The following is a 15,088-nucleotide window of genomic DNA, read 5'->3' on the forward strand; positions in this document are numbered from 1 at the left end:
GCCGCCCCACCGGGCCGGCCGCACCGAACCCGCCTTCCGGCCGCCGCGCCGGACGGATCGAACACGCGCGCCGCGATGCGCCGCGCGACCGCAGGCCGGGAACCGGCCGCGCCACGGCGAACGGAGAGCCGGATGAGCACCAGCGAGAAGACCCGGGTCCGCAGAGGCCTGTCGATCGGCCTGAAGCTGACCCTTGCGGCCGGCGGCGCCGCGCTGCTGACCGGGCTCGCGGTCGGGGCGGTGAACCTGGCCCGCTCCGACGGGGAGCTTCGCGCGCAGGCCGGCCAGCAGGTCTCCGACGGCGCGCAGCTCGCCGCGAACCGCATCGCCGCCTACCTGCGGGAGGTCGAGAACGACCTCGCCTTCATCCAGCGCTCCGAGCTCGGGACCGACGATTTCGAGGATTTCCTGAACCCCTGGGGCGCCGACGGGGAGGCCGCGACGCGGCTCTACGGGACGGGATCGACCCTGCCCGCCGGCCGCCGGGCCGAGCTCGACGACGCCGGCGACGGCTCCGAGTGGTCGGATGCGCATTCCCGCCATCACCGCACCTACCGCGGCTTCCAGGAGGAGCGCGGCTACTACGACCTGTTCCTGATCTCGACCGAGGGCGAAGTGGTCTACACCGTCGCCAAGGAAGCGGACTTCGGCCAGAACCTGCTGACCGGACCGCTGCGGGACTCGGGCCTCGCCGAGGCCTTTCGCCGGGCCCGCGCCCTGAAGCCGGACGAGACCGCCTTCGTCGACTTCTCCGCCTACGCGCCCAGCGCCGGCGCTCCCGCGGCCTTCGCCGCGACCCCGGCCATCGCCCCGGACGGGCGGGTCCTGGGCGTGCTGGCGCTGCAGCTGCCGGTCAACGAGTTCGCCTACATCCTGTCCACCGTCCGCCTTGCCCAGGACGCGACGCTGTACCTCGCCGGACGCGACGGGTTGGTGCGCTCCGACCTGCGCCAGACGCCGGCCAACGACACGCTGCTGACCCGCGCGTCCCTGCCCGACGGCGCCGCCGAGGGCTCGGTCGAGGCCACGGGCGTGCTGGGCGAGGAGGCGATCGTCTCGTTCCATCCGATCGATGCGGCGGGCCTCGACTGGGTCGCCGTGGCCGAGTCGCCCACGAGCCTGCTCGCGGCCGCCCGGGTCGACCATATGCAGGTCTCGATGCTCGCCTCGCTGCCGGCGCTGCTGGTGGCGCTGGGCCTGGGCTGGCTGGTGGCGCGCAGCTTCGCGACCCCCGTGCAGCGGATGACCGAGGCCGTGGGCGAGCTGCTGGCCGGCCGCGCCGCCGAGGTTCCCGGCGACCGGCGCGCCGACGAGCTCGGCGACCTCGCGTGCGCCCTGTCGGAGATCCACCACGCCTCCGTCGCCTCGCGCCGGATCGCCACCGCGCTGACCGCGTCGAGCGAGATGGTGATGATCCTCGACACCGAGCAGCGCGTGGTCTTCGCCAACGCCGCCATGGAGGAGGGCTTCCGCGAGATCCGCGGCGCCATGCCCGGCGTGCCCCCGGGAGCGCGCTCGATCGTGGGGCTGGAGGCGCGGATGCTCAATCAGGACGCGTCGGTGTTCCTCAGCACCGACCGCCGCGGCGCGCCGCTGCTGCGCTTCGGCGACAGGCTCTACGGCCTGGTGGTGGTCGAGATGCGCGACGACGCCGACGAGCTGATCGGCCGGGCGATCACCTGGCGCGACCGCTCCACCGCGCTGACCGTCGAGCAGCAGGTGAACGACGTGCTCGAGGCGGTCGCCATGGGCGATTTCACCAAGAAGCTCGACGAGGACGCCGAGGACCGGTTCGCGCGGCTGGTGGCCCGCTCGATCAACAAGATGGGCGATCTCTCCGGCGGCTTCTTCGCCGAGCTCGAGAAGATGGTCGAGGCGCTGGCCTCCGGCCGCCTCGTCCACCGGATGACCGAGACCCACGACGGCCGCTTCGGCGAGGCCGCGGCCAACCTCAACCGCGCCGTGGAGCGGCTGGCGGAGACCATCTCCGACATCGCCCGCTCCGCCGACGGCATGCGGGAGACGGCCGACACGATCTCCACGGACGCCTCCGACCTGTCCTCGCGGACCGAGTCGCAGGCCTCTTCGCTGGAGCAGACGGCGGCGACGATGGAGGAGATGGCCGCCAACGTGAAGACCACCGCCGACAACGCGGATTCGGCCGAGACGCTGGCCCGCGACGCCGCCGCCCGCGCGGAGGCCGGGCGCGGAGTGATGTCGAACGCCGTCTCGGCGATGGGCCGGATCGAGGAGAGCTCGGCCAAGATCTCCGACATCATCTCGGTGATCGATTCGATCGCCTTCCAGACCAACCTGCTGGCCCTGAACGCGGCGGTCGAGGCGGCGCGCGCAGGCGAGGCCGGCAAGGGCTTCGCCGTGGTCGCGGCCGAGGTGCGCACGCTCGCCCAGCGCTCCAGCCAGGCGGCGAAGGACATCTCGGCGCTGATCGAGGCCTCGTCGAGCCATGTCGGCGAGGGCGTGCGCCTGGTGCAGTCCACCGGCGATGCGCTGGAGGAGATCGCCGAAGGCATCGCCCGCACCGCCGCCACCATCGAGGACATCTCGTCGGCCGTGCGCGAGCAGAGCTCGGGCGTGCAGGAGACCTCGCAGGCCGTGTCCCACATGGACGACGCGACCCAGCGCAACTCGGCGATGGCCGAGCAGAGCGCGGCCGCCGCCCGGCGGCTGCAGAACGAGGCGCGCTGGCTGATCGAGCGGGTGGGCTTCTTCGAAACCGGCGTGAAGCAGTCCGCGCGTGCGGCCGCGACCGGCGCCGCGGCCGTCGCGCCGGCGCGCGCGGCGACCGGCGGCGGCCACGCGTCGGCCGGCCCCGCGCCGCGCCCCTCGGCCCTGACGAAGCCCGCCGCGGCCCCGCGCCCGCCGGTTGCGGCGAGCGCCGCTCGCCCGGCTCCTGCGAAACCCGTCGCCGCCCGGCCCGTCGCGCCGAAGCCGGCCGCCCCCAAGCCCACGCCGTCTGCGCCGGCCCCCGCCGCCGCGAGGCCTGCCGCCGCGAAGCCAGCGGCCGCGAAGCCCGTCGTCGCCAAGCCGGCGCCCGAGCGCGCCGCGACCGCCCGCCCCGAGCCGCAGCCTGCGGCGCGGCCCGCCGCCGCGGTCGTCGACGACCAGGACTGGTCGGAGTTCTGAGCCGATGAGCCGAACCCTCCTGCCCGGGTCCGACGGCCCGCCGCGTTCCGCCCCGCCGCCGGCCTCCGCCGCGCGCGGCAAGGATTCCGACAGCTACGGCGGCGAGTTCGTCATGTCGGATGCGGAGTTCACCCGCATCACCGCCAAGGTCTTCGACATCGCCGGCATCGTGCTGAAGGACCACAAGCGCCAGATGGTCTACACGCGCCTGTCGCGCCGCCTGCGCGCCACCGGCCTGACCTCCTTCGGCGCCTACATGGACCTGATCGAGCGGCCCGAGGGCAAGGGCGAGATGGTGCAGTTCACCAACGCGGTGACCACCAACCTCACCTCCTTCTTCCGCGAGGGCCACCACTTCGCGCACCTGCGCGAACAGGTGCTGGAGCCGCTGGCGAAATCGGGCAAGACCCGGATCCGGGTCTGGTCCGCCGGCTGCTCGACGGGGGAGGAGCCCTATTCGATCGCCCTGACGGCCCGCGCCGCGGCCCGGGCGTTGGCCAGCGTCGACTTCCGGATCCTGGCGACCGACCTCGACACCAACGTCCTCGCCACCGGCAAGGCGGGCGTCTACCCGGAGGCGCGCGCCGCCGACATCCCGGCGGAGCTGCGCTCGGGCGCCCTTGCGCGCAGCGGCGACAAGGTGGAGTTTTCCAGCCAGGTCAAGGCGATGATCGCCTTCAGACAGCTCAACCTGCTGCATCCCTGGCCGTTCCGTGGCCCGTTCGACGCGATCTTCTGCCGGAACGTGCTGATCTATTTCGACGCCGAGACCAAGGCCGAGCTCGTGCGCCGCTACGCCGAGGCGCTGACCGACGACGGCGTCCTCTACCTCGGCCACTCGGAATCCCTGCTGGGGGAGCATCCGCTGCTCCGCTCCGAGGGCCGCACCATCTACAGGAGGCGGAGATGAGCGCGCTGAACGGGCGCGCGGCCGCCCCCTATTTCGATCCCAAGATCGGGGCCCAGGCGATCTCGGTCCTGCCCGGCCACCACGCGGTGACCGACCTGCCCGAGACCGCGGTGACCACCCTGCTCGGCTCCTGCGTCGCGGCCTGCATCCGCGACGTCGACAAGGGGATCGGCGGACTGAACCACTTTCTCCTGCCGGGCGAGGACCGCAGCGACGGCGCCCGCTCGGCCCGCTACGGGGTCCACGCGATGGAGGTGCTGATCAACGACATCCTCAAGCGCGGCGGCCGCAAGGACCGGATGGAGGCCAAGGTGTTCGGCGGCGCCAACGTCATCGACGTCAGCTCCAAGGACACGGTCGGCGTGCGCAACGCCCAGTTCGTGAAGGATTACCTGCGGATGGAGGGGATCCGCCTCGCCGCCTCCGATTGCGGGGGGGAGCGGGCGCGCCGCGTCTATTTCTTCCCCGCCACCGGCCGCGCCTCGGTGCTGCGGCTGCCGGCCTCCGAGTCCCGGGTCATGCGCCGGTCCGAGACCCAGCTCGCCCAGCAGGCCGTCAAGGCGCCCGCCGCCGGCGGCGTGGAGCTGTTCTGATGACCGCCCCGGGCCTCCCCCCGTCCCGCGCCCCCGGCGCCCGCGTGCGCGCCGTGGTGGTCGACGACAGCCGGCTGATGCGCGGCATCATCAAGGCCGCCCTGGAGGCGGAGGGCGACGTCGAGACGGTCGGCCTCGCCGGCAACGTCGCCGAGGGCCGCCGCCTGATCAAGGAGACCGACCCCGACGTCGTCACCCTCGACGTCGAGATGCCGGGCATGAACGGGCTGGAATTTCTGGAGAAGATCATGACGCTGCGGCCGACGCCGGTGGTCATGGTCTCGACCCTCACCGCGGCGGGGGCGGACGCGACGCTCGCGGCGCTCTCGATCGGCGCCGTGGACGTGGTGCGCAAGCCGAACGGCCCCGACCCGATGGGCGCCTTCGGCCGCGAGTTGCGCGACAAGGTGCGCATGGCCGCCCGCGCCCAGGTCCGCCGGACCGGCCTGCGGCCGCCCCCCGCCCCGGCGATGCGCCCGGCGGAGCCGCCGCCGGCGCAGCCGCGCCGCATCGCCGCCGCCCCGCTCGATCCCGTTCCCCCGACGCCGGCTCCTGCCGCGTCGCCCCCGGCCGAGCCGTCGCCCGGCGGCTGGAAACGCGCGCTGATCGCCATCGGCTCGTCCACCGGCGGCGTCGGCGCCATCGCCGAGCTGATCGAGGGCCTGCCCCCCGACCTGCCCCCGGTGGTGATCACTCAGCACATGCCCGAGGGCTACACCGCCCGCTTCGCCCGGCGGCTGTGCGAGAAATACGGTCGCGACGTGGCCGAGGCCCGCGACGGCGAGGGGCTGCGCGCGGGCATGGTCCGCATCGCCCCCGGCGCGCGCCACCTGGAGATCCAGGCCGCCTCCGGCCGGCTGGCCACCCGCCTGGGCGGATCCGAGACGGTCTCGGGGCACTGTCCCTCGGTGGACGTGCTGTTCGGCTCGGTGGCGCGCGCGGCCGGCCCCTCCGCCGTCGGGGTGATCCTGACCGGCATGGGCCGCGACGGCGCCGCCGGCCTGCGCGCCATGCGCGGCGCCGGCGCCGCCACCCTGGGGCAGTCCGAGCGTACCTGCGTCGTCTACGGCATGCCCCGCGCCGCCCGCGACCTCGGCGCGGTCGAGGAGGAGCACGACCTCGACCGTCTCGCCGCCCGCATCGTCGATTTCGCCCGTACCGCGCCGTCCCGGCGCGCCGCCCTCGGAAGCTGAGGAGAGCCCGAATGCCCGCAGCCAAGTCCCTGAAGGTGCTGGTCGTGGACGACCAGCAGACCATGCGCGGCCTCGCCCGCCAGTGTCTCAAGCGCCTCGGCGTCGTCGACGTGACGCTCGCCGCCGCAGGCGATCAGGCGCTGGAGGCGATGATGGCCAAGAAGTTCGACGTGGTCATCTCCGACCTCAACATGCCCGGTCTTTCGGGCGTGGAGCTGGCCCGCAAGATCAAGGAGCACCCGGTGTTCAAGTCGATCCCGGTGTTCCTGGCCACCTCCGACGCCTACCGAGACCAGGCGGTGGAGGGGACGGTGGACCACTTCGTGGCCAAGCCGTTCTCGGTGGCCGACATGCGCACCGCGATCGAGACCCACCTCGGCGCCCTGACCTGAGGCCGGCGGACCCGGTCCGCCGCCCCGATCCGCGACGGCAGGACGCGCGCGCCCCGGCGCGTCGCGCCGTGCGCACGCGAACCCGCTGCCTCCGCAACGGGACGCGCTCCGGCCGTCGCCGGCCGCCCCGGCGTGCCGGGACGGGGGCGCGGGGGCGTGCCGGGACGGCTGGCGAAGGCGCCGGGACCTGCGCCGCGATCCCTAGAATGCCCGGCATCCCGCTCCGTCGGATTCACTTCCTGGAAACGAAGCCTGCGCATTTTTCACTCCGGCGACCCCGCCCGGACCGCCGGAAGCCCTCCGGGCACGACCCTGACCAGACCCAGACCGGACGACCCTGGATCAAGACCGTGGACCTCGACCGCAGAACGTGGCGCCGGCCTCGCCGGACGTCCGCCCAGAAGGACAGACGATGACGATCTCCTCCTCGCTCAACGCCTCCGTCGCAGGCCTGAACGTGAACGCCTCGCGCCTGGCGGCGATCTCGGACAACATCGCCAACGCAGGCACTTACGGCTACAAGCGCGCGCAGACCGAGTTCTCGTCGCTGGTCGTCGCCTCGGGCAACGGCAAGTATTCCGCCGGCGGCGTCACCTCGACCACCACCCGCGCCATCTCGGCCGAGGGCTCGATCGTCTCGACCGAGAACTCGCTGGACATGGCCGTGGTGGGCCGCGGCATGTTGCCGGTGACCCCGATCGACGAGATCGACGCGGCCTCGCCGGAACTGCGCCTGAAGCCCACCGACAGCTTCACGCCGGACCAGAACGGGGTGCTGATCTCCTCCTCCGGCTTCGCCCTGCTGGGCTGGCCGCTCGACCAGAACGAGGAGCCGATCACCCAGCTGCGCGACTCGGTGACCGGGCTCGAGCCGGTGTCCGTCGCGGCCTCGCGATTCGTGGCCAACGCGACGACCTTCATGGACTTCGGCATCAACCTTTCGGCGGAGGACACCCGCGCCGGCGCCTCGGGCGACCCGCTGTCGGTTCCGATCGAGTATTTCGACAATTTCGGCGCGTCCGAGACGCTGACCGCCACCTTCACGCCGACGGTCCCCGCCTCCGGCGCCTCGAACGAGTGGACCCTGACGCTGGACGACAGCGCCACCGCCGCGGGCCTGAACCCGATCGCCGAGTTCACCCTGACCTTCGACGACACCCGCGGCCTCGGCGGCGCGCTGCTGGACGTGACCGTGGTCTCCGGCGCGAGCTACGACGCCGCCAGCGGACTGGCCTCGATCAACCTCGAGGGCGGGCCGATGGACATCCAGCTCGGGCCGTACGGCGCCAACTCCTCCCTGACCCAGCTGTCGGCGGAGTTCGCGCCCTCCTCGATCACCAAGAACGGCAACCGCGCCGGCATCCTGACCTCGATCGAGGTCGACGCGGACGGCTACCTGGTGGGGATCTACGACACCGGCCTCAGCCGCAAGCTGTTCCAGATCCCGGTCGTCGACGTGCCGAACCCCGACGGGCTGGCGGTGAAGGACGGGCAGACCTTCACGGTGACGCCGCAGTCGGGCGCCTTCTACCTGTGGGATTCGGGCTCCGGACCCGCCGGCATCCTCACCGGCTACGCGCTGGAGGGGTCGACCACCGACATCGCGGCCGAGCTGACCAGCCTGATCGAGACGCAGCGCGCCTACTCGTCCAACGCCAAGGTCGTGCAGACCGTGGACGAGATGCTGCAGGAAACCACCAACATCAAGCGATGACCCCCGGCCGGCCGCGCGCCCGCCGCGCGGCCGGCCTCCCTTCGCACTGACCGGACCAGATCATGAGCATCGGCGTCGCGCTATCCAACGCCCTCAGCGGCCTCACCGCCTCGACGAAGCGGGCGGAAGTGATTTCCGACAACGTGGCCAATGCGTTGACGCCCGGCTATGCGCGCCGGTCGCTGACCGTATCGGCCGCCGTGGCGGCCGGCGAGGGCCGCGGCGTGCGGATGCACGAGGTGGTCCGCGCCGTCGATCCCCGCGCGACGTTCGAACGTCGCGCGGCCCAGTCGACCCTCGGCCGCGAGCAGGCCTTCGCCGGCCCGCAGTCGGTGCTGGCCGACGCCATCGGCGCCGCCGACCAGGTCGGCTCCCTGTCCTCGCGCGCCATCGCGCTGGAGGACGCGATCGCCCGCCTCGCCGAGACGCCGGAGGCGCCCTCTCTCCAGCAGGGCGCGGTCACCGCCGCCGGCGACCTCGCCCGGGCGCTGGTCTCGGCTTCGCGGGACGTGCAGTCGACCCGGATGGACGCCGAGACCGCGATCACGCGCATGGTCGAGCAGGCCAACGACTCGCTCGCGCGCATCGACGCGCTGAACGAGGACATCGCCACCGCCACCGCCGGCGGCCGCTCCACCGCCGCGCTCGAGGAGGCGCGGGGCGAGGAGATCGATCGCCTCGCCGAGATCATCCCGGTGCGCACCGCCCGCCGCGACCAGGGGGTGCTGGCGATCTACACCCCCGGCGGCGCCGTCCTGCTCGAGGGCCGGCCCGCGCTGCTGGAATTCGACGCCAAAAGCCTGATCACCGCGGACATGACCCTCGCCTCCACGGGCCTCAACGCGTTGATCCTAGACGGCGAACCGATCGCTGCGGGAACCGGGGACGGCCCGCTCGACGGCGGCGCGCTGGGGGCGCAGTTCGCCATCCGCGACGTCGCCGCGCCCGAGGCGCAGGCCCAGCTCGACGCCATCGCCCAGGACCTGATCCTGCGGTTCGAGGACCCGGCGGTCGACCCGACCCTGGCCCCCGGCGACCCTGGCCTGTTCACCGACGAGGGCGGCGCCTTCGATCCGCTGGACGTCGTCGGCCTCGCCGCGCGGATCGAGATCAACGCGGCCGTCGACCCCGCGCAGGGCGGCGCCGCCTGGCGGATGCGCGACGGGATCAACGCGGTCGTCGAGGGACCGGCGGGCCTCGACACCCTGTCGCGCGCCCATCTGGCGGCGATGCGCGAGCCGATGGCCACGCCCGCCGGCTCCGGAGTCAGCGGCTCGCGCAGCTTCATGGACCTGGTCGACTCGGTCGCCTCGCTGCGCGCGCGCGCCGCAGCGGACGCCGAGGCGGCCGCCGCCTTCGCCGACGGGCGCTACGCCATCAAGGCGGAGGCCGAAGCCAGCTCCACCGGCGTCGATTCCGACCGCGAGATGTCCGACCTGCTGCTGGTCGAACAGGCCTATGCCGCCAACGCCCGCGTGCTGCAGACGCTCGACGGCCTGCTGCGCCGCCTGCTCGACATCTGACGCTGCGCGCCGCCGCCGGCCCTGACCCGGCCGATGCATCCTGGGGAGACGAGGCATGATCACCGGACCGCTGCCCGACCTGGCCGCCACCCTTCGCCTGCAACGCGACGCGGGGCAGGTGCGGGCGTCCCTGGAACGCTCCGGACGCGAGCTGAACACCGGCATGAAGGCGGATCTCTTCGCCGCGTCCGGCGGCGACCCGCGCCGTCTGCTCGCGATCGAGGGCTCGCAGGCCCGCGCCTTGCGCGAAGCCGAGTCGATCACGCTCGCCCAGGGCCGCCTCGACCTCACCCAGACGGTGATGGCGGGGTTGCAGGACCTCGCCGACGGCATCGGGCCCGAGCTCGCCGCCGCCGTGGCGCGCGACGACATGAGCTCCGCCCGCATCCATGCCGCGGGGGCCGGGGACGCGTTCCGCAACGCGGTGCAGAACCTCAACACCACCTACGCCGGGCGCACGCTGTTCTCCGGCGCAGCCGTGGACCGGCCGGCGCTTGAGCATCCCGACGTGATCCTCGCCGATGTCGCCGCGGCGGTCGCGGGCGCCGCCGACGCGGCCGACGCCATCGCCCAGGTCGAGACCTATTTCGACGTCGGCGGCGGCTTCGACGCGCGCTACCTTGGCGCCGCCGAGGACGCCCCCCGCGCGGGCATCGACTCCGGGGACGACGTCGCCATCTCGCGCCGCGCCGACGACCCGGAGGTGCGCGAACTGCTCCGCGGGCTCGCCCTGGCCGCGGTCGCCGTCGATCCGGCCTATGCCGGTCCCGCCGGCGCCGAGGGGGAGCTGTTCGAAGAAGCCGCCGCCGTCACCATGTCCGCCCGCGAATCCCTGGTGCAGTCGCGCGCCCTCCTCGGCCTGTCGGAGCAGGCGCTCGAGGACGCCTCCGTCCGCATCGCGGCGCGCAAGGACGCCCTCGACCTCGCCTGGAACGCCGCCACGTCGAAGGATCCCTACGACGCCGCCGCCGAGTTCCAGGCCATCGAGCAGCAGCTGGAGCGGATCTTCCTGATCACCTCCCGCCTCTCGCGCCTCAACCTGACCGATTTCCTGAGGTGACCCCCGGCCCCCGAAGAGACGGACACGCAGAATGACCCTTCCCGCGACGACGCAGAATGCGACGACGCCCCCGGCCGGATCCCGGCGAACGCCTGCGGAGGGCGCGTCGGTCGCCCTCCGCCTTCTCGCCATCCTGGCCTGGCTCCTCGCCGCTCTGTGGGGCGGGCCGGTCGCGGCGGACGGCGGACCCGGCTCGGACAACGAGTACGCCCGCCTCGGCCCCTCCGGCGGTCCGCTCGCCCTCGGCGTGATGGAGGCGGCGCCCGACGCCCTGCGCGTGCGCCTGAAGGACCTGGTGGAGTTCGACGGCGTGCGCGGCAACGACCTGGTGGGCTACGGCCTGGTCGTGGGCCTCAACGGCACCGGCGACGGGCTGCGCAACGCGCCCTTCACCGAGGACGCGCTGACCAACCTGCTGGAGCGCCTCGGCGTCAACATCACCGGCGAACAGTTCCGCCCCAACAACGTCGCCGCGGTGCTGGTCACCGGCGTGCTGCCCCCATTCGCGCGCGCCGGCAGCCAGATCGACGTCACCGTCTCGGCCATCGGCGACGCCGACAGCCTGCAGGGCGGCACCCTGATCATGACCCCGCTCAACGCCGCCGACGGCGAGATCTACGCCGTCGCGCAGGGCTCGGTCCTCGCCGGCGGCGTCACCGTCCAGGGCCAGGCCGAGACGATCACGCAGGGCGTCCCCACCGCCGGCGTGATCCCCAACGGCGCCCGGGTGGAGCGGGAGATCGAGTTCTCCTTCGACGCCCTGGGCTCCCTCCGCCTCGCCCTGCGCGAGCCGGATTTCACCACCGCCGCCCGCATCGCCGGGCGCATCAACGAGGCCGCCGGCAGGCCCATCGCCCGGATGACCGACGCCGGCACCGTGCAGCTCGACCTCGCCCGCGCCGGCATGCCGCCCGCCCAGCTGATGTCGGTGCTCGAGAACCTCGAGGTCGCGCCCGCCCGCCGCGCCCGCGTCGTCGTCGACCAGCGCTCGGGCACCATCGTGCTGGGCGACGACGTCCGCGTCAGCCGCGTGGCGATCAGCCAGGGCAACCTGACGCTGCGCATCCGCGAGACGCCCATCGTCTCGCAACCCAATCCTTTCGCCCCGCGGGGCGCCGAGACCATCGTCGTCCCCCGCACCGACGCCGCCATCGAGGAGGACCCGGGCACGCCCCTCGCGGTGGTGGGCAACGAAGTCACCCTCTCCCAACTCGTCGAGGGTCTGAACGCCCTCGGCGTCAGCCCCCGCGACCTGATGGAGATCCTCAAGACCGTGAAGGCCGCCGGCGCCTTGCACGCCGAGTTCATCGTGCAGTAGCGCCCGGCCGAAAGCGCCGCCGGCGCGTCCAGAAGCCCGTCGCGAAAGCGCTCGCGCCGGACCGCGCGATGACGACGGGGCGTCCACGATCCCCTGCGCCCCGGGCCCGCAGGAGACGCGGGCCCCACGAAACCCGATGCGTCATGGGTCGCGACCGAAACCCGGGCCCCTTCGACGCCCGTCCCTCCTGCGGCGGGCGGCCGACGCGCCCCAGGCCTCGCCCGGGGCCAGGCGCCCGCCCGCAAGGCGCAGCGCCCTTCTCCCCGCTGCAAGTCCAGGGACGGCTCGCGCCGCCGACCGCCCCGGCGACCCGGGGTGGGCGGGCGGGAGGGTCGCCGGGGCGGGCGGCGGCCGCCCCGCGCGCGACGCCCGCCGCCTTGCCGAACCGCCTCCCGCGCGCCAGTTTCCCGCCATGCGCGCCGCGACCGACCTCCTGGAGCTCCGCCCCGAGGGCCTCTACTGCCCCCCGGCCGGGGTCTACATCGACCCCCACCGCCCGGTCGCCCGGGCGGTCGTCACCCATGGGCACGGGGACCACTGCCGCCCCGGCTCCCGCGCCCTGCTGGCCACGCCCGAAACCGTCGCCATCGCCGCCGCCCGCTACGGCCGCGACGCCTTCGCCCGCGCCCAGGCCCTCGCCCCGGGCGAGACCCTGCAGCTGGGCGACGCCACGATCCGCCTGGTCCCGGCAGGCCACGTGCTCGGCTCAGCCCAGGTGGTGATCGAGGCGCATGGCCGCCGCGCCGTCGTCTCGGGCGACTACAAGCGCGCCCCCGACCCCACCTGCGCCCCGTTCGAGCCGGTCCCCTGCGACCTCTTCGTCACCGAGGCCACCTTCGGCCTGCCGGTCTTCCGTCACCCGCCCGTGGCCGAGGAGATCGCCCGCCTGCTCGCCTCCGTCGCCGCCCACCCGGAGCGTTGCCACGCCATCGGCGCCTATGCGCTGGGCAAGGCCCAGCGGCTGATCGCGGAACTGCGCGCCGCCGGCTGGGACCGCCCGATCTTCCTGCATGGCGCCCTCGTCGGCCTCTGCCGCGTCTACGAGCGGGAGGGCGTGCCCCTCGGCCCGCTGGAGCAGGTCGGCTCCCAGGGCAAGGCGCTGGCGGGCGAGATCGTGCTGGCCCCGCCCGGCGCGCTCAACGACCGCTGGGCGCGGCGGCTGCCGGACCCGGTGATCTGCGCCGCCTCCGGCTGGATGCGCGTGCGCCAGCGCGCCAAGCAGCGCGGCGTCGAGCTGCCGCTGGTCGTCTCCGACCACGCCGACTGGGAGGAGCTGACCGCCACCATCCTCGAGACGCAGGCCGAGACCGTCTGGGTCACGCATGGCGCCGAGGAGGCCCTGTGCCACTGGTGCGCCGGGCGCGGCATCGACGCCCGCCCCCTCGCCCTCGCCGGCCGCGGCGAGGAGGAGGCGATGTAGATGCAGCCCTTCGCCCACCTGCTCGAGGCGCTGGTCCACACCCCGCGCCGCACGGCCAAGCTCGAGCTTCTTAAGGATTATTTCCGCGACACGCCGGACCCCGACCGGGGCTGGGCGCTGGCCGCGCTGGCCGGCGGGCTGGAGCTTCCGAACCTCACCCCGTCGGTGATCCGGGGGGTGGCGGAGGCGCGGGTGGACCCGGTGCTGTTCCGCCTGTCCTACGATTTCGTCGGCGACCTGGCCGAGACCACCGCCCTGATCTGGCCCGAGCCGCCGACCCCGCCCGGCCCCGCGCCGGGCCTCGACGAGGTCGTGCAGACCCTGCAGTCGGCCACCCGCAGCGACCGCCCCGGGCTGCTGTCGGCGTTGTTCGACCGGCTCGACGCCTCCGCCCGCTTCGCCCTCATAAAACTCTGCACCGGGGGGATGCGGGTCGGCGTCTCGGCCCGCCTCGCCCGCACGGCGCTGGCCGAGGGCTTCGGCCGGCCGCTGGAGCGGATCGAGGAGCTGTGGTTCGTCCTCGAACCGCCCTACGCCGACCTGTTCCGCTGGCTGGAAGGCGGGCCGGAGCCGGAGGCGGACCTCTCCCTCGCCTTCCGCCCGATGATGCTGGCGAACCCGATCGAGGGCGAGCGGCTGACCACGCTGGCCCCCGCGGACTTCGCCGCCGAGACCAAGTGGGACGGCATCCGCGTGCAGGCGGTGGCGACCGAAACCGGGCGGCGGCTCTATTCCCGCACCGGCGAGGACCTGGGCCCGGCCTTTCCCGACCTGCTCGACGCGATGAGCTGGCGCGGCTGCGTGGACGGCGAGCTGCTGATCGTCGAGGGCGGCGAGGTCCGCCCCTTCGCCGACCTGCAGACCCGGCTCGGCCGCAAGAAGGTGACCGCGAAGATGCTGGCGGAGCTGCCGGCGCATATCCGCGCCTACGATCTGCTGCACGACGGGCGGAGGGACCTGCGCGCGCTGCCCTACGACGCCCGCCGCGCGCGCCTCGCCCGCTGGGCGCAGGCGCATGGGGCCCCGCGCCTCGACCTTTCCGCCGAGATCCCCTTCGAGGACTGGCCCGAGCTCGCCGCCCGCCGCGACGCCCAGCGCGACGAGGGCGAGGAGGGGCTGATGCTCAAGCGCCGCGACGCGCCCTATACCGGCGGGCGGCCCATCGGCCCGTGGTGGAAGTGGAAGCGCGATCCGCTGACCGCCGACTGCGTGCTGATGTACGCCCAGCGGGGGCACGGCAAGCGCTCCTCCTACTACTCGGACTACACTTTCGGCGCGTGGGAGGAGACGGAGGACGGCCCCCGCCTCGCCCCTGTCGGGAAGGCCTATTCGGGGTTCACGGACGAGGAGCTGATCGAGCTCGACCGCTGGGTGCGCGCCAACATGACCGAGCGCTTCGGCCCGGTGCGCGCCGTGAAGCCCGGCCTGGTGCTGGAGGTCGCTTTCGATGCGCTGCAGGCCTCGGCCCGCCACCGCTCGGGCCTCGCCATGCGTTTCCCGCGGATCAAGCGCATCCGCTGGGACAAGCCGATCGAGGAGGCCGACCGGCTGGAGACGCTGCGCGCGATGATCCCGGGATGACGCCGCCGCCCCTCGCCGCGCGCCGCAGCCCCGGGCCGAACGCACGCGCATACGCCGTCGCGTCTTGTCCCTGCCGCCGAATTTCCGTTAGCGTCGACGGAGCAAATCGAGAAGACGGCAGGGTCCGCGCAGGGCCCTTTTCACGGAGCGGGACCAGCGTGACGCGATCCAGCCTGCCCCCGGAACCGGAGCGGCGACCGCGACCGGCCTCCGGGCTCACCCGCTCGTCCGGCGTGGCCC

Annotated in this window: 11 protein-coding genes; all 11 read left to right on the plus strand. The window is 73.7% G+C overall.

Translation table 11 applies throughout. From position 1 onward, the window contains the following. Positions 1-132 precede the first annotated feature (132 nt). The 11 genes from BM064_RS10085 to BM064_RS10135 all read left to right on the plus strand — a co-directional run bounded on the left by BM064_RS10085 (position 133) and on the right by BM064_RS10135 (position 14,848). Positions 133-3,144: a methyl-accepting chemotaxis protein gene (locus tag BM064_RS10085; RefSeq protein ID WP_177236203.1), complete on the plus strand. Its 3,012-nt coding sequence runs from the start codon at positions 133-135 to the stop codon at positions 3,142-3,144. Positions 3,145-3,148: 4 nt separating this feature from the next. Continuing rightward, positions 3,149-4,054: a CheR family methyltransferase gene (locus tag BM064_RS10090; protein ID WP_092859634.1), complete on the plus strand. Its 906-nt coding sequence runs from the start codon at positions 3,149-3,151 to the stop codon at positions 4,052-4,054. Further along, positions 4,051-4,647 carry a hypothetical protein gene (locus tag BM064_RS10095; RefSeq protein ID WP_092859635.1) on the plus strand — a complete coding sequence of 199 codons (597 nt, stop codon included), beginning with the start codon at positions 4,051-4,053 and terminating at the stop codon, positions 4,645-4,647. The genes BM064_RS10090 and BM064_RS10095 overlap by 4 nt, the downstream gene beginning before the upstream one ends. Then, positions 4,647-5,840 (plus strand): chemotaxis-specific protein-glutamate methyltransferase CheB, encoded by a 1,194-nt coding sequence (cheB, locus tag BM064_RS10100; RefSeq protein ID WP_092859636.1) that lies wholly within the window; start codon positions 4,647-4,649, stop codon positions 5,838-5,840. Before BM064_RS10095 ends, cheB begins: the two co-directional genes overlap by 1 nt. 11 nt (positions 5,841-5,851) lie before the next feature. After that, complete coding sequence (locus BM064_RS10105; RefSeq protein WP_092859637.1) at positions 5,852-6,232, plus strand: response regulator; 381 nt, start codon at positions 5,852-5,854, stop codon at positions 6,230-6,232. Positions 6,233-6,644: 412 nt separating this feature from the next. Next, positions 6,645-7,946, plus strand: coding sequence for a flagellar hook protein FlgE (locus tag BM064_RS10110; protein WP_092859638.1), 1,302 nt, complete (start codon positions 6,645-6,647; stop codon positions 7,944-7,946). A gap of 62 nt (positions 7,947-8,008) precedes the next feature. Further along, entirely contained in the window at positions 8,009-9,469 is a 1,461-nt protein-coding gene (flgK, locus tag BM064_RS10115; RefSeq protein WP_092859639.1) for a flagellar hook-associated protein FlgK, read from the plus strand. A 55-nt stretch (positions 9,470-9,524) separates the two neighbouring features. Then, positions 9,525-10,529 (plus strand): flagellin, encoded by a 1,005-nt coding sequence (locus tag BM064_RS10120; protein ID WP_092859640.1) that lies wholly within the window; start codon positions 9,525-9,527, stop codon positions 10,527-10,529. Positions 10,530-10,779: 250 nt separating this feature from the next. Continuing rightward, positions 10,780-11,847, plus strand: a complete 1,068-nt coding sequence (locus BM064_RS10125; protein ID WP_092859844.1) for a flagellar basal body P-ring protein FlgI — start codon at positions 10,780-10,782, stop codon at positions 11,845-11,847. A gap of 412 nt (positions 11,848-12,259) precedes the next feature. Beyond that, positions 12,260-13,267, plus strand: a complete 1,008-nt coding sequence (locus tag BM064_RS10130; protein ID WP_092859641.1) for a ligase-associated DNA damage response exonuclease — start codon at positions 12,260-12,262, stop codon at positions 13,265-13,267. After that, positions 13,268-14,848: a cisplatin damage response ATP-dependent DNA ligase gene (locus BM064_RS10135; RefSeq protein WP_092859642.1), complete on the plus strand. Its 1,581-nt coding sequence runs from the start codon at positions 13,268-13,270 to the stop codon at positions 14,846-14,848. Positions 14,849-15,088: the final 240 nt, after the last annotated feature.

It is taken from the genome of Albimonas pacifica (genome assembly GCF_900113695.1).
GTDB classification, from domain to species: domain Bacteria; phylum Pseudomonadota; class Alphaproteobacteria; order Rhodobacterales; family Rhodobacteraceae; genus Albimonas; species Albimonas pacifica.